This window comes from Sphaerisporangium album, assembly GCF_003323745.1.
In the GTDB taxonomy this organism is placed as follows: Bacteria; Actinomycetota; Actinomycetes; order Streptosporangiales; family Streptosporangiaceae; genus Sphaerisporangium; species Sphaerisporangium album.
The window spans coordinates 228,048-244,368 of the sequence record NZ_QOIL01000003.1 but is presented as its reverse complement, the minus strand read 5'-3'; the positions used below and the strand labels follow the sequence as shown (position 1 = coordinate 244,368).

The following is a 16,321-nucleotide window of genomic DNA, read 5'->3' as shown; positions in this document are numbered from 1 at the left end:
GAATACGTGATCCATTGGTATGAAGGCAGCCTGGTTTCGCCTCTCACGTGATGACGTTGCAAGTTTCTTGGCCCATCCCGTTGTTCGGTTAAGCGCACCGTTTCGCCGAACTTCACGCGCTCACGGATGCCGGTTCTGCGCGCCGATCCCTACTGTGGATCGCGGAGCCCTGGAAAAGTCGGTGCGGAAATGGGATGAGCATGAGCGAGCTACAGGACGATTTTGCGCGGCAACCCGGCGACCATCGGACGGAACTGCTGAATCGCTTGAAGTCGGAGAAGCAGCGCAGCGCCGCCGTCATGCAGCCGAGGCAGAGCGGGGACACCGCGCCGCTGTCCTTTTCCCAGGAATCGCTCTGGTTCCTGGACCAGTTCGCCCCCGGCCAGTCCACGTACAACGTCCCGGGCGCGTTCCGTATCGGCGGCGACCTCGACGTCGAGGCGTTCCGCGCGGCCTTCGCCGACGTGGTCGCCCGGCACGAGTCGATGCGCACGAGCCTCCACGACCAGGGTGGCGAGGGACTCCAGCGGATCCACGACACGGTCCCGGTGGAAATGCCGGTCATCGAGCCCGCCGGCTCCACCCCCGACGAGCGGCTGGCCGCCGCGAGGAAGCTCGCGACCGACGCCGGACGCGAGCCGTTCGACCTGACCGCCGCGCCGCTGTGGCGGGTCATGCTGTACCGGATCGACGAGGGTGACCACCTGCTGGTGCTGGTCGTCCACCACGTGATCTGGGACGGCTGGTCGATGGGCGTGTTCTGCCAGGAGCTCGCCGCCTTCTACGGCATCAGGACCGGCGTCGAGGGCATCGAGGCGCCCGAGCCGCCCGCCCTCCAGTACGCCGACTACGCCACCTGGCAGCGCGAGTGGCTCCAGGGCAAGGTGCTGGACGAGCTGAACGAGTACTGGCGCGACCGGCTGACCGGCGCGCCCGTGGTCGAGTTCCCCACCGACCGCCCGCGTCCCGCCGAGGCGACCTTCGACGGCGCCACGCTGCACCACCAGACGACCGCCGACGTCATGGAGGACCTGCACGGCCTGGCCCGGGAGACCGGCGCGAGCCCCTTCGCGGTGTACCTGGCGGCGTTCCTCATCGTGCTGCACCGCCACACCGGCCAGGAGGACCTCACCGTCGGCTCGGCCGCGGCCAACCGCAGCCGCACCGAGGTCGAGCGGATGATCGGCTACTTCATCAACATCCTGGTGCTGCGCAACGACCTGTCCGGCGACCCCACCGTCCGCCAGCTCATCGGCCGCGTCCACGACGTCGTCCAGGGCGCGATGGCCCACGGCGAGCTGCCCTTCGACCGGGTGGTCGACGTCGTGCGCCCGCCCCGCGACCCGGCCCGCACGCCGCTGTTCCAGATCGGCTTCGGCCTGTCGAACCTGGCCGAGCCGCCTCGGCTGCCCGGCCTCACCGTCGTCCCCGAGTCCCCGGACCTGGACACCTCCCGGTTCGACATGACCTGGGGCCTCATGGAGACCACCGACGGGCTGGTCTTCACGCTGGAGTACAACACCAACCTGTTCGACGCCGACACCATGAACGCGCTGGCCGGGCACTACAAGCAGGTCCTGCGCGCGCTCGTCCCGTTCCTGAACACGCCGATCTCCCGCGTGCCGGTGATCACGCCGAGCGAGCGCGAGGAACTGCTCACGAAGTGGAACGGCCCCACCCGCCCGAACGCCACCACCACCCTGTCGCAGGAGTTCGAGCTCCAGGTGGAGCGGGACCCGGACGCGGTCGCCGTCGTGGCCGGCGGGACGGCGATGACCTACGGCGAGCTGAACGGCCGGGCCAACCGCCTGGCGCGGCTGCTCGCCGAAAACGGCGTGGAGCGCGGCGGCCGGGTCGCCCTGGCGATGCCCCGCGACCACGACCTCATCGTGTCGATGTTCGCGACCCTGAAGGCCGGCGCCGCCTACGTCCCGATCGACAGCTCGCACCCGCCGCAGCGCGTGGCCGGCATGCTGGCGGACGCCGCGCCCGCCGTGGTGCTCTCGCACAGCTCCGTCGCCGGCAACCTGCCCGACGGCGGGCCGAAGGTGCTGGTCCTGGACGAGCTCGCCGACATCCTCGCCGGGTACGACGACGCGAACCTCGACTACGGGCCCGGCCTGAAGGACGTCGCGTACGTCCTGTTCACCTCCGGGACGACCGGCAGGCCCAAGGGCGTGCTGATCGAGCACCACTCGGTGGTCGAGTTCGTCGACGCGATCTCGGAGATGTTCGAGATCGTGCCGAGCGACCGGATCGTGGCGTTCGCGTCGCTCACCTTCGACGTGTCGGTGTTCGAGATCTTCACCGCGCTGTGCCGCGGCGCGCGCATCAACCTCGTCCGCGACGAGGAGCGCCTGGACATGGAGGCGCTGCAGAAGCTCATCGAGGAGACGCGCACCACGATCATCGACCTGCCGCCGCCGGTGATGGCCCTGCTCACCCCCGAGCGCTTCACCTCGGCGCGGCTGGCGATGGTCGGCGGCGAGATGTTCAACGGCGAGCTGGTCAACCGGTGGAACCGGCGGCGCCGCCTGTTCAACGGCTACGGCCCCACCGAGTGCACGGTCGCGATGGTGTACTACGAGTGCATCGGCCACTTCGAGTCCGGCCCGCCGATCGGCCTGCCGTACGCCAACCACGTCGCGCACGTCGTCGACCAGCACATGGAGCTGCTGCCTTACGGCGTCGCGGGTGAGCTGGTCATCGGCGGCGTCGGCCTGACGCCGGGGTACCTCAACGACCCGTTCCTCACCCAGGCGAAGATCGTGCACGACCCGTTCGGCACCGCGCCCGGCGGCCGGCTGTACCACACCGGCGACCTGGTCAAGCGGCTGCGCAACGGCAACCTGATGTGCCTCGGCCGCATCGACGCCCAGGTGAAGATCCGCGGCCAGCGCATCGAGCTCGGCGAGATCGAGACCGTGCTGGCCTCCCACCCCGACGTCGGCCAGGTGTCGGTGCAGGCATGGACCGACGAGGTCGGCGAGAAGCACCTGGTGGCCTACGTCAGCCCGGCCGCCGGGACCAGCCCCGAGGTGACGCTGCTGCGCGGGTACGTGTCCGAGCACCTGCCCCGGCACATGGTGCCCGCGTACGTCGTGCTGCTGGAGCAGCTCCCGCTGACAGTGGCCGGCAAGGTGGACGCGCGCAGGCTGCCCGCCCCCGACGAGAGCGCCAGGACCGGCGGCGTCTCGGCCGAGCCCACCACCGAGACCGAGCGGGTGCTGGCGGAGGAGATCTTCGCCCCGCTGCTGCGGCTCACCAAGGTCGGCATCCACGACAACTTCTTCGAGATCGGCGGCAACAGCCTTCAGGCCACGCAGCTCGTGTCCCGCATCCGCGACCGGTTCGGCGTGGACCTCGGCCTGGCCGAGTTCTTCCGCTCGCCCACCGTCGCCCACCTCGCCGGCGTGGTGGACGCGCAGAAGCAGGAGTCGCTGTCGGACGAGGAGCTGCTGGCACTGCTGGAGCAGATGCCCGAGGAAGAGGTCGCCAGGCTCCTCGGCGACCAGGAGGGCGACGGCTCCGCATGAACTTCGGAGAGAGCGACGCCGAGCGCGCGCTGCGTGCCGAGGTCCGCGAGGTCCTCGGCACGCCCCCGGTGCGCTCCGCCCTGGACGACCTCGGCCGCGCGATGGCCTCGGGGGAGCGCGAGCCGGACGTCCGTCCGCTGTACCGCGCGCTCGCCGCGCACCGCCTGTTCGCGGCGAGCTGGCCCGAGCAGTACGGCGGGCGCGGCGTCAGCCACCTGGAGGCCGCGGCGGTGATCGAGGAGCTGGTGCGCGGCGGCATGCCCGACATGCTCCAGGTGCTCAGCGTCCAGATCGTCGGCCTGTTCCTGCTGGAGGCCGGTTCGGAGGAGCAGAAGGCCCGCTACCTGCCCAAGCTGGCGAGCGGCGAGCTGTTCGCCACCGTCCTCTACACCGAGCCGGAGGTCGGGTCCGACCTGGCCTCGCTGCGCGCCACCGCCGTGCGCGACGGCGACGGGTACCGGCTGTCGGGCACCAAGGTGTTCGGACTGAAGAGCGGCATGAGCGACCTCGGCCTGTGCGCCGTCCGCACCGGGACCGGCACCACCAAGTACGAGGGCATCAGCCTGTTCCTGGTCGACCTGCACGCCGAGGGCGTCACCCGCGGCCACATCGCCAGCCTGGCCGACGAGCAGTACGACCGCGTCGAGCTGGACCGCGTGTGGGTGGGCGAGGACGCGCTGCTGGGCGCGGAGGGCGAGGGCTGGTCCCTGCTCACCCGCTGCCTGGCCATCGAGCGGACCGGCCTGGACTACTCGCTCAAGGCCGCCCGCTGGTACGACGCCACGCTCACCGGCCTGATCCCCGAGACGACCGACGACGCGCTGCTGGAGGAGGTCGGCCGGTACGGCGCCGCCGTAGACGCCGGGCGCCTGCTCGCCTGGAGCACGATCAGCCAGCTCGGCCGCGGCCCGCTCGACCCGACGTCGGCGGCCATCAGCAAGTACCACACCAGCGAGACCGCGCAGCAGGTCGCGACCTGGGCCGCCCTCGTGCACGGCCACGGGTACGGGCTCCGCGCGCTGAGCCCCGAGAAGGCCGCCGTGCTGGAGGCCGGGTACCGCGAGGGCCCGGGGCTGACCCTGTCGGCCGGGACCTCGGAAATGATGCTGGAGCTGGTCGCGAGCTCGGCCTTCGACCGGCCTGACGTGATCGGGGGTGCCGGCGGTGGATCTGAGATCTGACCCGGTCCTGGAGCGGATCGCCGGAACCATACGCGAGGGCCTGAGCGTCGCCGAGCCCGGCCCCGACGGCACCTCGGCGCAGGCCGCGCTGGCCGACATGGACGGGTTCGCCTTCGCCGCCGCCATCGACCTCGGCGGCTTCGACCTCGGCCTGTCCTGCGGCGTCACCATCAGCCTGGAGCTCGGCCGCCGCGCGCTGCCCGACGTCTACACCGGCGGCATGCTGGTGGTGGACGCGCTGGCCGAGGCGGGCGACGACGCACCCGGGGCCGACATCGCGGCCGCGGTGGTGGCCGGCAAGCAGGTCGTGGTCGCGGCCGGGCTGGACCTGGTCTGCCGCCCGACCGCGGGACGGGCGCGCCTGGAGGAGGACGCCTGGCGGCCGTCCGGCGTCCTCACGGTCGAGGACGTCCAGCCCGACCAGGCGTGCTGCGCCGCCTTCCGCACCGAGGAGGCCGACGGCGAGGTCCTGCTCGCCGTCCTGCCCGCCTCGGTGTGGCGGCCCCCGGCCGGGCGCGCGTTCCCCTGGAGCGGCCCGGTGGAGAGCCCGGCCTCCCTGCCCCTCGACCGGGTGACGGTCACGTCCGGCCAGGTCGTCGGCGGTCTCGGCACGGGCAGCCCGCTGTCGGACCCGGCCGGGCTGCTGGCCCGGCACCGCGTGCGCCAGGCCGGGTACCTGCTCGGGCTCGGCCTCGGCGCGCACGCGCTCGCCGTCACCCATACGGCCAACCGGCGGCAGTTCGACCGGTTCGTGCTGGACAACCAGGCCGTCGCCTTCCCGCTCGCCAAGGCCAAGATCGACCTTGAGGCCGCGCGGCTGCTGGTGTACCGGGCAGCCTGGCAGGCCGACGCGGGGGAGCCCTTCGCCCGGGAGGCGGCCGAGGCGCTGGCCTGGACCGCCGAGGTGGCGCTGCGCACGATAAGGATCTCGGTACAGGCGCACGGCGCGCGGGGGCTCACCCTGGGCGCGCCCGTGCACCGCTTCTTCGAGGTGATCAGGTCCGCGGCGACCCGCCTCGGGCCGCCCGGGGCGCTCTGGCAGGAGGCGGGCCGGCACCGGCTGGCCGCCGTCCACTCAGCCGCGGTTGACTCAGATGTAGCAGTGGAAAGGCAGAGCTAGATGCGCTTGACCGACGCGGGCGCGAAATCCGTATCCCTGGACGAGATCGATCTGTACGGCACCGAGCTCTACCGCTCGGGCGACCCGCACGCCGCCTGGCGGACCCTGCGCGAGACGGCCCCGGTGTGGCGCCAGGAGGCGCCGGACGGGACGCCCTTCTGGTCGGTCACCCGGTACCGCGACGTCGTGGACATCCTGCGCGACACCCGGCGGTTCAGCTCCGAGCACAGCACCATGCTCAGCGTCCTCCAGCGGGACACCGCCGCGGGCCAGGCCATCCACCTGATGGACCCGCCCCGGCACGGGCAGGTGCGTGGGGCCACCATCAGCGCGCTGTCCATGCGCGTGATGCGGCGACACGAGCCGAAGATCCGCGAGCGGGTGGCCAAGCTCGTCGCCGGCGCCATCGCCGACGGGCAGGCGGACATGGCCAAGCTCGTCACCATGCTGCCGATGCTGGTCGCCGGGGAGCTCATGGGCATCCCGCAGGACCAGTGGACCGAGGCCGCGCACTGGACGGTGGCCAGCATGGCGCCCGAGGACCCGGCGTTCTCGATCGGCGACGAGGCCGCGACGCTGCGGGCCGCCCATGTGTTCCTGTTCTCGATGTTCATCGAGCTGATCCAGGACCGCAGGGAGAGCCCCGGCACCGACGACCTGATCTCGCTGCTGCTCGGCATGGAGGTCGACGGGCGTCCCGCCACCGACGAGGAGGTCCTCGTCAACTGCTACGCCTTCATCATGGGCGCCAACCCGACGATCCCGCAGGCGTCCTCGCACCTGGTGCTGACCATGGCCGAGAACCCCGACCTGTGGCGGCGCGTCCGCGAGGCCGACCGCTCGACACTGCCGCTCACGCTGGAGGAGACCCTGCGCTGGTCGAGCCCGGTCAACCACCTGCTGCGCCGGACGACCCAGGAGGTCGAGCTCGGCGGCCACGTCATCCCCGAGGGCGGGCTGGTCGCGGCCTGGATCGGCTCGGCCAACCGGGACGAGGAGATCTTCGCCGACCCCTACACCTTCGACCCGGTGCGCACCCCGAACCAGCACGTCGCCTTCGGCTTCGGCTCCCACCGGTGCATCGGCAACTCGCCCGCGCAGACCGGCGTCCAGCTCCTCCTGGAGGAACTCGTCGAGCAGGTCGAGTCCTTCGAGCTCACCGGCGAGCCCCGCCACCTGGGCTCCAACTTCCTCAACGGCATCACCCACCTGCCGGTGACCCTCCACCCGAACGGCGGCTGAACGCGGAACGGCGGGTACGGGCGGACCGGCCCCGTACCCGCCGTTTCGTGTCGCCGGAAGGTTTGCCTAGGACCCACCCGTCCGTGGGTGGATCGGCTGGGCGTCTGCGTTCCCTGCACGGACGTACGGCGGGCCACGTACCGTGGCAGTTGGTATCGGAGCTTGCAGGAAGGCTGGACCATGGCGCACGCCGTTGACGACGGCATGCGGCGGATCGGCGAGAACGTACGCGCCGCCCGTCGCTACCGCGGCATGTCGCTGGAGACCCTTGCCGGGCTCTCTGGCCGGTCCAAGGGATGGCTCAGCAAAATCGAGAACGGTCACGCCAGGCTTGAGCGGCGCAGCGACATCCGCGACCTCGCCGAGGCCCTAGAGGTCTCGGCCTCTGACCTGCTTGGGGAGCCTGTACCCGCCATCCGTCCACGTGAGCGGGCGTACGGCGACGTCGTGCGCCTCAGGGAGGTCTTCCTTGATGCCTCTCTCGACAGCCCGCTGGATATCGGAGCGCGGCCGCTCGGCGCGCTCGTAGAGATCGTCAACGGTGATATCCGCGAGTATCGGCGGGGTGCCGACGATGCCCGGCTCGCTACCGCCCTGCCGCCTGTGCTCGCTGAACTCCATGTGCACGCGGCCACGGGGGATGAGCGAGAACGGGCCATCGCGCTACGTCTGCTGGTCGATCTCTGCACCTCGGCGACGAACGTACTCCGGCACCTCGGACAGGTTGACTTGGCATGGATCGCCGCCGACCGCGCCGAAAGGGCCGCACGGTCGCTCAATGATCCGGTGATGATCGGCGCAGCGGCGTTCGCGCAGGCGGGTGCTCGCCCGGCCGCCTCGCTCTCGCGAGCACTGCGTGATGCCGAACGTGTTGCGGACAGGCTTGAAGGTCACCTAGGCGACGACCGTACCGGCCACGAGGTATACGGGATGCTCCAGTTGTACGCTGCGCTCGCCCGGCACCTCCAGGACGACACCTCCGGGGCAGCCGACCGGATCGCCGAAGCCGGCCGGGTCGCCGAACGACTCGGAGAACAACCCGATGGGGCAACGGGTGAGGGGTGGCAGAGCTTCGGGCCTGCGAACGTCGGTGTGTGGAAAGCCATGCTCGCGGTAGAGGCCGGAGAGCCGGAGAAAGCGCTAGAGGTCGCTAGGGGCGTGGATGCGAAGGCGCTCCTGAGGCGTAGCCGGAAGGCCGCCCTGGCGATCGAGCAGGGCCGCGCGTTGGCCATGCTCGGCAGGAACGACGCCGCCGCACAGCAGTTGCGCCAAGCCGAAAAGCTCTCGGTCGCCAGCGTCCACAAGAACCCTATGGTCCGTGAACTGGTCGCGGACATGTACGACAACACGATCAGTCGTGAACTCCGCGGGTTGGCCTGGCGGATGAACCTGATCTAACGAAGGTTTCCATACGGAAACACCGGGGCCGTCTTCGGGTCTTACGTTGCCCAACGTGAAGACGGCCCCGGCCCGGTGCTGGAACACCGGGGACCCCGGGGCCTTGATCAGGAAACGAGGCCCTGACCCAATGCCCAAGATTAGAGGCATTCGCGCCGTACGTATCCGCTGGAGTGCGGACGCCCCGCCGTCACCGCTCGGCTGTCGCTGGTGCGGCCACGCCCCCTACGCTCACGACGCGGCGAGCTTGCCGCAACGACGCCACCACCAGTGGGAGCACCCCACCACCGCGCAGATGCGCGCCCGCCTGGAGGCGCGCAAGCGGCTCGGCCTGTACGGGCCGTTCCTGGCGGGGCCGTTCCGGCCGGTGAGGGTTCGCCCGTTCGCCATAGCGCACCCCGGACGGCAGCCGTGGCCGGCCGCGTCCGCCCTGTCCGTCGGCATCGGCCGCGCGCCGGACATCCCGCCGCCGATCGGGTCGCGCGGCCCGTCGCGGCGAGGAGTGGCGGCGTGAGCCGGCCGGAGGGACGGCACCGGGTCGGCGCCCGGCCTGCGCTCCATGTGACCCCACGGAGTTGGGACCAGGCGGAACGCGCGACCGCCGCGCGGCTCGACCAGGTCGAGCCCGGATGGTGCGTCTTCTACGGCATCGGCCTGCGTAAGTTCGTCGCCATCCCCCTCTGGCGGGCCCCCGCCCATCTGCGGGTCGAGGCGGCCACCGTCGAGGACCTGCGCGAGCAGATGCGCGAGGCCGAGCTCGGCGCGATGGCGTCGATCGGCCGAGACCGGGCGTGGGTCGCATGACCAGCCCCGGGAGGCACTCCCGCGAACCCGCCGAGCGCGGCGCCGAACAGCGCGACGTCTACGGGTTCGGGCCGGACGCGCGGATCTCGGTGGGCGGCTACTTCCCGCGTCTGACGCTCGTCGACTGGCGGGAGGAGGAGGCACCCGCGCCCGCGTCGGCTGCCGGCGGTCCGCTGTACGCGGTCGCGTTCCTCACCCCGTGCTTGATCCGGCACGCCGTGCTGTGGGAGGTGGCCACGCCCAACGCCGTGGTCGCCGCGGCGTGCGCGGTCCAGGCGCGGGTGGCGGAGATCTCCGGGGTGCCCGTGATCTGGAGCCGGTTCGACCCCATGGCGTGCGAGGACTGCGCCGTCGTGGTCCTGGGCGAGGGTGAGCAGGGAGGTCGGCCGTGACGCTCACCGCGACCGAGGGCACCGCCGGGCACGGCCCGCACGTCCCGGATCCGAACGCCGACGCCGAGCGCATCGCCTGGCAAGCGGCCACCAGCGGCGAGGACCGGCGGCGGGTGCTGCGCTGGACCTGCCAGTGCAAGCCGGTGGTGTACTCCCTCGTCACGGCCGGCGGCCGAGGCTACATCGAACGCGCCGGGAAGGGCGCCGTCGCGCAGACGCACCGGATGAGTCACTCTGACATCGCGACGCTGTGGGAGCGCATCCTCCTCGGGCAGGCCCGATGACACGGCCACCGGTCGAGGTCATGGCCGAGCCGGAGCGCGAGAACCCCGGACCGCCGCGGCTTACCTGGCACCTGGAGATCACCGACTTGAGGCAGTTGGTGCCCTCGCAGTCCTCTCGCGCCGAGGAGAGCAGGAGATCAACAAAACAGGACACAAGGTAAGTAGGATCGTCCGCGTGGATCTGGACGACACCGCCGCCCGGCTCGGGGTACCCGTCGAGGACGTCCACCGCGTGCACCGGCTCGCCGGCGACCGGCCGTCCGCTCCGCTGCCCGCCAAGGCCGACGCGCCCGCGATCCTCGACCGGCTCGCGGTGCGGCCGGACGACGCCGCCGAGATCATGGCGGGCTGGCCTGACCCCGACTCTCCCCTGTGGACTCCGGAGCTGCGCTGGCTGCTCGACCGCTCGATCGCCCTGGTCCGCGCCGATCTCGGGGGCCACGACTGGCTGTCGCCCGGTCCGGAGCTGCCGCGCGAACGGGGCCCCGCCTGGCGGCATCTCTACGTGTACGCGCACCTGGCCCTGGTCGATGTCGTCATGGGGTACCACCGCGACCACGGCATCCCCGATGCCGTGTCGTGGGTGACCCTCGCGGACCTGGGCCGCAACCTCGCCATCGACCGGCGGATGCACCGCCAGGGCTGGCCGGTCATGCAGAGCTGGCTGACGCTGCACGCGCGCGGCGGCGTCTACGAGCTGGGCCGGCTGCAGCACCAGCGCGGCGGCACCGCCATCGACCTGCACATCCCCGAGTCGGGGCCGATGACCCCGGAGGCGGTCGCGGCGTCGCTGGACGAGGCCCGCGCGTTCTTCCCGCGCCACTTTCCCGACGAGCGATACACGGCGTTCTCCTGCGGCTCGTGGCTGCTCGACCCGCAGCTGCTGGAGTACCTGCCCGGGGACTCCAACATCGTCCGGTTCCAGCGGAGGTTCGAGCTGGAGCCCTACGAGGAGCCGGAAGGGCTGGACGCCGACGTCGAGGTGCTGCGGTTCGTGTTCCGCACCCTGACCACGCCGCTCGACCAGCTGCCGCGCCGCACCGTGCTCCAGCGCGCGGTCGTCGACCACCTGAAGGCCGGCCGCCACTGGTACTGGCGCCGCGGCAGCTTCCCGATTTAGCCGGGCCGAGACGTCCGCAGATCTGCCTCATGATCGATGAGACGTGACTTCATCGATTCGTCTCATCGATTCCGAGGCACCGCCCGGCCGCGATGAAGATCCTGGACACCGACCGCGAAGGACTGACCGCCTACCTACGCTTCCCCGCCGAGCACCACCAGCGGATCCGCCACTCCGACTTCATCGAGCGCACCTTCGGCGAGACCCGCCGCCGCGCCAAGGTCATCGGCCGGTTCCCGGGTGAGACCGGCTGCATCATCCGGCCCTGGCCCGGCGCCAACTCGTTAGATCATGCCTCCGGCGGCGTTGATGGTCTGGCCGGTGATCCAGCGGGCGGCGTCGGAGGCCAGGAACGCGACGACGTCGGCGATGTCGGCTGGTTCGCCCAGGCGGCCCAGCGGTGTGCGGGCCTTGGCGTCGTCAATGACGTGCGGGGGCACGGTGCCGATGACGTCGGTACGGGTCAGGCCGGGCAGGACGCTGTTGACCGTCACGGATCTGGCGCCCACCTCCCAGGCCAGCGTGCGGGCGAGCTGGTCACCGGCGGCCTTGCTCGCGGCCAGCAGTGCCATGCCGGGCAGCGGCGACACGGTCAGCGCGGAAGAGATCAAGATGATCCGGCCGTGGTCGCTGATGCGCTGCGCGGCCTCGCGCAGCGCCACGAACGTGGACCGCACGTTGGCGTGCAGGTACTGGTCGAAGTCGTCATCGGTGGCGCGGGCCAGCGGCCCAGCGGTCGCAGTGGCCGCGTTGTTCACCCACACATCCACCCGGCCGTACTGGCTCTCGGCCGTATCGAACAACTCCTTGACCGCCTCGGGGCGGGTGATGTCAGTGCGGACCGCGGTGGCCAGCCCGCCCGCGTCCTTGATCTGGTCCACCGCCTGCGCGGCCGTCTCCTGGTCGCGGGAGCCGATGACGACGCGCATCCCCGCCGCGGCGAGCCTGTCGCTGATCGCCCGTCCGATGCCGCGCGATCCGCCGGTGACGACCGCGACCCGATCCTCGATACGCATGACCCCTCCAATTGGTCGATCCTATGGATAGTCCATAGCGTCGACTATTTTAGTAGAGGGTGTCAACTGTCCAGGTAGTAGACTGCCTGCTATGGCCGCCGCACCCGATGACGAACTCGTCGAGACGCTGATCGGCGTCTTCATGGAGATCGACGGCCTGTTCAGCACGACGAGCCGCGGGCTGGGACTAACCCCCCAGCAAGCGCAACTGCTGTGCTTCGCCCAACATCTGCAGCCGTCCTTCGGCGAGCTCGCGACCCTGCTGCACTGCGACAAGACCAACATCACCGGCCTGGTCGACCGGCTTCAGCGACGCGGCCTGCTCACCCGCCAACCCGACCCCAACGACCGCCGGATGACCCGCGTCCATCTCACCCCCCAGGGCGAGGCGGTCACCGGCCAATTCCAGCAGGCCATCAACACCACCCTGACCACCCGCTTCAGTTCCTGGCCCAGCACCCAACGCGACAGCCTCGTCCACCTGCTCCAATCCGCCGCAACAGCACTACGCCCCTGATCTCGGCGGCCACCTCCGACCCCAACACGCCACCAGCCCCACGAAGCCGATCACACCGAACCGCCACCGCACCGCGTAGCCTCACCATGAAGCCGGAACTACGCCCCCGATTCACACCGGACTCCGGACGCCACCGGACAGGAGCCGACAGGCTCAGCCACAAGATCGCCTGCTCGCCGTTTCGTGTTGCCGGAAGGTTTGCCGGAGCGGGTCCGAGGCGCGCTTCGGGGGCACGGGGTTTGTGTCACACTCATGACCATGGAGATGCGGACGATCACCTCCCCTGAGGTCCCTGGCACCGGCCCTTACTACGCGAACGCCAAGGAACTGACCGGTTTCTCACGGCTTCTCTACATCAGCGGCCAGATTCCCGAGACCGCCGACGGCCACGTCCCGCCCGATTTCGAAGACCAGGCCCGGCTGGTGTTCGGCCACATCCGGTCCCTGCTCAAGGCCGCGGACATGGACGTGACCAACCTGGTCAAGCTGACGATCTACCTCAGCGACCGCCAGTACCGCGCGGCGCTGTCCCGGGTGCGCAACGAGAACTTCGCCGGTCACCAGTTCGCCATGACCATCATCATCACCGGCATCTACGACCCGATCTGGTTGCTGGAGGTCGAGGCGGTCGCCGCCGAGTGACCCCACGGCGTGAAACGGCGGGAACGGCAGAGGCGGCCGGCCCCGTTGCGGGGCGGCCGCCTCTCGCGGATCCACCGGGCTATTCCAGGTAGCCGCGTACCTTCCTGAAGTAGTCGACGGCGCGGACGGGCGGGCCGTCCTCCGTCTTCACCTGCAGCAGGATCAGCCCGCGCGCGTCGGGGTCCCCGCGCCGCCCGCAGGCGACCGCGACCCCGTCCTCGGCGGCCCTGACGATCCGGCCGGGCGTGCCGCAGTAGCCGCGCTCGGGCGGGCGGGCCACCTTGATGAACAGCCGGGCGCCGTTGTGGGTCGTCCAGGCGTTGATGAACGGGTCGCTCTGCCCGCGGACCAGGTTGTAGACCTCGGTGGTGGAATCGCGCCAGTCGATCCGAGTGTCCTCAAGCCCGATCTTGTGGTAAAAGGTCCCCCCCGTCGCCGGCTGCGGCTCGCCGGTGTGCCCGGCCGCGACCAGGTCCAGCGCGCGCAGCGTCACGGGCACGTACTCGCTCATCAGCTTCTGGAGAACCATGCCCGCGGTGTCGTGCGGGCCGATGGGCACCAGCGCCCTGGCCACCACGGGGCCGGTGTCCAGCTCCGCGTCCATGAAGTGCACGGTCAGGCCGATCTCGGACCGGCCGTCCCTGATCGACCAGTTGACCGACCCGAACCCGCCGTACTCCGGCAGCAGGGCGTCGTGCACGTTGATCGCGCCGAGCCGCGGGATGCGCAGCAGCTCGATCGGGGCGCGGGTCCGCCAGTTCGTGGAGACGATCACGTCCGGCGCGAGCTCCTCGACCTTCCGCCACAGCTCCGGCTCGGCCGCCGTGGAGGAGTAGACGAGGGGGATGCCCAGCTTGCCGGCGAGCTGCTCGACGTCGGGCTCGCCGAGCCCGCCGAACTCGGCCACGTGGGTGAGCGCCGTCACCACGTCGTGGCGTCTGACGAGGCCGCCGAGCATGTTGGCGCCCAGCTCCCCGTACCCCATGAACAGGACTCTCACTGGGCGGCTCCGCCGGCGGCGCGCCGCCCGGCCCGGAAGCGGACGGTGTTGACCTTCATGTACCCGGCCGCGTCGCGCTGCTCGAACACGTCGTCGGCCTCGAAGGTGGCGAACGCGATGTCGTAGCGGCTGTGCGGGGACGTGCGGCCCACCACCTGGACGTTGCCCCGGTAGAGCAGCAGGCTGGCCTCGCCGGTGACGACATCCTGGCTCCAGTCGATGGCGTGCTGGAGCATCAGACGCTCCGGCGCGAACCACAGGCCCCGGTAGACCAGGCTGGCGTAGCGCGGCATCAGCTCGTCCTTGAGGTGCAGCACCTCGGGGTCGAGGGCCAGCGACTGTACGGCGCGGTGGGCATGCCACAGGATCGTACCCGAAGGCGCTTCGTACACATTTCGGGTCTTCATCCCGAAGATCCGGTTCTCGACGATGTCGAGGCGGCCGACGCCGTGCCGGGCGCCGATCGCGCCGAGCTCGCGCAGCACCCCGGCGGGGGAGAGGGCCTCGCCGTTGACCGCGACCGGGTTGCCCTTCTCGAAGGACACGCGCACGACCTCGGGCTCGGGCTCGGCGTCCAGCAGGTCCTTGACCCGGGTGAGCAGGCCCGTCGGCACCGGCAGCGCCGGGTCTTCCAGGGCCACGCCCTCGTAGGACGTGTGCAGCAGGTTGGTGTCGATCGAGTACGGCCGCTCGCCGCTGGACAGGTCGACCTCGATGTCGTTCTTGCTCGCGTACGCCAGCAGGTCGTTGCGCGAGGAGAACTCCCAGTCACGCCAGGGGGCGATGACCTTCATGTCGGGGCGGAGCGCGCCGTAGGTGTACTCGAACCGGACCTGGTCGTTGCCCTTGCCGGTCGCCCCGTGGGCCACGGCGTCGGCGCCGACCTCCTCGGCCACCCGGAGCTGGGCGGCGGCGATGAGCGGGCGGCCGATGGAGGAGCCCATCAGGTACTGGCCCTCGTACATCGCGTCGGCCCGGTACATCGGGAACGCGTAGTCCTGCGCGAACTCCTCCTGCAGGTCGACGATCTTCACGTCGACCGCGCCGAGGGCGAGCGCCTTGCGGCGGGCGGTCTCCAGCTCCTCGCCCTGGCCGAGGTCGGCGACGAACGCGGTGATGGGGCACTGGTAGCGCTCCTGGAGCCAGACCAGTACCACGGAGGTGTCCAGCCCGCCGGAGAAGGCGAGGACGATGTGCTCCGGCGATTTCCCGGCGTTGCTGGTCACGAGACCTCCACGGTTTCCGGTTCGGCCCAGAGACCGTCCATGGTCTCGTGGGAGAGTTCCATCGTCAGGTTCTGCGTGGACGCGTAGCCCATGTTGATGATCTTGCGCGTGCCGTTCGCCACGGGGTACACGCGGTGCAGCGTCGTGTCCGTCCGCATCAGGTACAGGTCGCCGGCGAACAGCTCGACCGAGTAGATCGGGTGCTTCACCAGCGTCCGGTTGATCTGGGGGTCGGACTTGTTCCAGGTCGTGCCGGGCACGCACTGCACGAAGCCGCCGTCGGCGATCGGCGGGGTCTCGATCACCCAGACGACGGCGAAGCTGTAGTCGTCCCAGTGCCAGCCGTGCGTGTCGCCGTCCTTCTCCAGGCAGGTGATCACGTACTGCTCGGGCTCGTACGGGCAGGGGTGCACCGGCTCGCCGGCGATCTGTGCCAGGCCCTGCAGCAGCTTGGCCGACTTGTAGACCTCGGGGATGATCGTGCCGAACTCGGCGATCTCCTTGCGCCGGACGTTGCGCATCCGGCGGGGGCTGAAGTCGGTCTCCTTGAAGCTGACGTCGCGGCGCACGCTGCCGACGTCGAGGAGCTCGTTGACCTCGGCGGCGACGGCCTTCTTCACGGAGTCGGGGACGAGAAAGGGAATCTTGGCGTGGCCGAGGTAGGAGAAATTACGCCGCGCCCGCGCGATGGAATCCTCGCTCACACTCGTGGCGAGGTGCGTTTCCAGATCGAGTAGCAGCGCGTCGACATCCGACATGGCCGCCTCCTTGGAGTATCGCTGTGGCTTGAATCATGGGTTTATGGACAAGGGACTGGATTCCCGATGGCGGGCGGCCGGATCC

At 70.5% G+C, this 16,321-nt stretch carries 16 protein-coding genes and 1 pseudogene; 13 read left to right on the top strand and 4 right to left on the bottom strand.

All coding sequences use genetic code 11. The features are described 5' to 3' along the window. The first annotated feature begins 200 nt into the window (after positions 1-200). The 11 genes and pseudogenes from DQ384_RS06320 to DQ384_RS44085 all read left to right on the top strand — a co-directional run. Positions 201-3,536: a non-ribosomal peptide synthetase gene (locus DQ384_RS06320; protein WP_181871063.1), complete on the top strand. Its 3,336-nt coding sequence runs from the start codon at positions 201-203 to the stop codon at positions 3,534-3,536. Beyond that, on the top strand, positions 3,533-4,717 hold the full coding sequence (locus tag DQ384_RS06315) for an acyl-CoA dehydrogenase family protein (protein WP_114027742.1): 1,185 nt from the start codon (positions 3,533-3,535) through the stop codon (positions 4,715-4,717). Before DQ384_RS06320 ends, DQ384_RS06315 begins: the two co-directional genes overlap by 4 nt. Next, entirely contained in the window at positions 4,701-5,837 is a 1,137-nt protein-coding gene (locus tag DQ384_RS06310) for an acyl-CoA dehydrogenase family protein (RefSeq protein ID WP_147268672.1), read from the top strand. The genes DQ384_RS06315 and DQ384_RS06310 overlap by 17 nt, the downstream gene beginning before the upstream one ends. Then, entirely contained in the window at positions 5,838-7,079 is a 1,242-nt protein-coding gene (locus tag DQ384_RS06305) for a cytochrome P450 (RefSeq protein WP_114027740.1), read from the top strand. A 180-nt stretch (positions 7,080-7,259) separates the two neighbouring features. Further along, on the top strand, positions 7,260-8,477 hold the full coding sequence (locus DQ384_RS06300; RefSeq protein ID WP_114027739.1) for a helix-turn-helix domain-containing protein: 1,218 nt from the start codon (positions 7,260-7,262) through the stop codon (positions 8,475-8,477). A 247-nt stretch (positions 8,478-8,724) separates the two neighbouring features. Beyond that, positions 8,725-8,991 carry a hypothetical protein gene (locus DQ384_RS41060; RefSeq protein ID WP_181871062.1) on the top strand — a complete coding sequence of 89 codons (267 nt, stop codon included), beginning with the start codon at positions 8,725-8,727 and terminating at the stop codon, positions 8,989-8,991. Beyond that, the gene (locus DQ384_RS06290) at positions 8,988-9,281 is read left to right on the top strand and encodes a hypothetical protein (RefSeq protein WP_114027738.1); all 294 of its coding nucleotides are present in this window, start codon (positions 8,988-8,990) and stop codon (positions 9,279-9,281) included. Before DQ384_RS41060 ends, DQ384_RS06290 begins: the two co-directional genes overlap by 4 nt. After that, complete coding sequence (locus DQ384_RS06285) at positions 9,278-9,673, top strand: hypothetical protein (RefSeq protein ID WP_114027737.1); 396 nt, start codon at positions 9,278-9,280, stop codon at positions 9,671-9,673. The genes DQ384_RS06290 and DQ384_RS06285 overlap by 4 nt, the downstream gene beginning before the upstream one ends. Continuing rightward, positions 9,670-9,957 (top strand): hypothetical protein, encoded by a 288-nt coding sequence (locus DQ384_RS06280; protein ID WP_114027736.1) that lies wholly within the window; start codon positions 9,670-9,672, stop codon positions 9,955-9,957. Before DQ384_RS06285 ends, DQ384_RS06280 begins: the two co-directional genes overlap by 4 nt. Before the next feature lie 175 nt (positions 9,958-10,132). After that, a complete protein-coding gene (locus DQ384_RS06275) occupies positions 10,133-11,077 on the top strand; it encodes an acyltransferase domain-containing protein (RefSeq protein ID WP_114027735.1) in 945 nt (314 codons plus the stop codon). Positions 11,078-11,145: 68 nt separating this feature from the next. Then, positions 11,146-11,322, top strand: a pseudogene (locus DQ384_RS44085) (transposase); the annotation flags it as partial. Between the two features lie 39 nt (positions 11,323-11,361). Here the strand turns inward: DQ384_RS44085 and DQ384_RS06265 are convergent. Then, the gene (locus DQ384_RS06265) at positions 11,362-12,093 is read right to left on the bottom strand and encodes an SDR family NAD(P)-dependent oxidoreductase (protein ID WP_114027734.1); all 732 of its coding nucleotides are present in this window, start codon (positions 12,091-12,093) and stop codon (positions 11,362-11,364) included. Between the two features lie 91 nt (positions 12,094-12,184). Between DQ384_RS06265 and DQ384_RS06260 the strand changes: the two genes are divergently transcribed. Beyond that, the gene (locus tag DQ384_RS06260) at positions 12,185-12,610 is read left to right on the top strand and encodes a MarR family winged helix-turn-helix transcriptional regulator (protein WP_114027733.1); all 426 of its coding nucleotides are present in this window, start codon (positions 12,185-12,187) and stop codon (positions 12,608-12,610) included. Positions 12,611-12,868: 258 nt separating this feature from the next. Continuing rightward, positions 12,869-13,252 carry a RidA family protein gene (locus tag DQ384_RS06255; protein WP_114028017.1) on the top strand — a complete coding sequence of 128 codons (384 nt, stop codon included), beginning with the start codon at positions 12,869-12,871 and terminating at the stop codon, positions 13,250-13,252. Between the two features lie 79 nt (positions 13,253-13,331). Here the strand turns inward: DQ384_RS06255 and DQ384_RS06250 are convergent, their stop codons facing one another. The 3 genes from DQ384_RS06250 to DQ384_RS06240 are packed head-to-tail and all read right to left on the bottom strand — an operon-like array spanning position 13,332 to position 16,236. Further along, the gene (locus DQ384_RS06250) at positions 13,332-14,252 is read right to left on the bottom strand and encodes a methionyl-tRNA formyltransferase (protein WP_114027732.1); all 921 of its coding nucleotides are present in this window, start codon (positions 14,250-14,252) and stop codon (positions 13,332-13,334) included. After that, complete coding sequence (locus DQ384_RS06245; RefSeq protein ID WP_114027731.1) at positions 14,249-15,478, bottom strand: argininosuccinate synthase; 1,230 nt, start codon at positions 15,476-15,478, stop codon at positions 14,249-14,251. The genes DQ384_RS06250 and DQ384_RS06245 overlap by 4 nt, the downstream gene beginning before the upstream one ends. Further along, entirely contained in the window at positions 15,475-16,236 is a 762-nt protein-coding gene (locus DQ384_RS06240) for a HalD/BesD family halogenase (protein ID WP_114027730.1), read from the bottom strand. The genes DQ384_RS06245 and DQ384_RS06240 overlap by 4 nt, the downstream gene beginning before the upstream one ends. Positions 16,237-16,321: the final 85 nt, after the last annotated feature.

Bases quoted from the DNA above. Each gene is read 5' to 3' on its own strand.
- DQ384_RS06285 (WP_114027737.1), top strand. From the start codon at position 9,278: ATGACCAGCCCCGGGAGGCACTCCCGCGAACCCGCCGAGCGCGGCGCC.
- DQ384_RS06260 (WP_114027733.1), top strand. From the start codon at position 12,185: ATGGCCGCCGCACCCGATGACGAACTCGTCGAGACGCTGATCGGCGTC.
- DQ384_RS06300 (WP_114027739.1), top strand. From the start codon at position 7,260: ATGGCGCACGCCGTTGACGACGGCATGCGGCGGATCGGCGAGAACGTA.
- DQ384_RS06315 (WP_114027742.1), top strand. From the start codon at position 3,533: ATGAACTTCGGAGAGAGCGACGCCGAGCGCGCGCTGCGTGCCGAGGTC.
- DQ384_RS06305 (WP_114027740.1), top strand. From the start codon at position 5,838: ATGCGCTTGACCGACGCGGGCGCGAAATCCGTATCCCTGGACGAGATC.
- DQ384_RS06255 (WP_114028017.1), top strand. From the start codon at position 12,869: ATGGAGATGCGGACGATCACCTCCCCTGAGGTCCCTGGCACCGGCCCT.
- DQ384_RS06240 (WP_114027730.1), bottom strand. From the start codon at position 16,236: ATGTCGGATGTCGACGCGCTGCTACTCGATCTGGAAACGCACCTCGCC.
- DQ384_RS06265 (WP_114027734.1), bottom strand. From the start codon at position 12,093: ATGCGTATCGAGGATCGGGTCGCGGTCGTCACCGGCGGATCGCGCGGC.
- DQ384_RS06320 (WP_181871063.1), top strand. From the start codon at position 201: ATGAGCGAGCTACAGGACGATTTTGCGCGGCAACCCGGCGACCATCGG.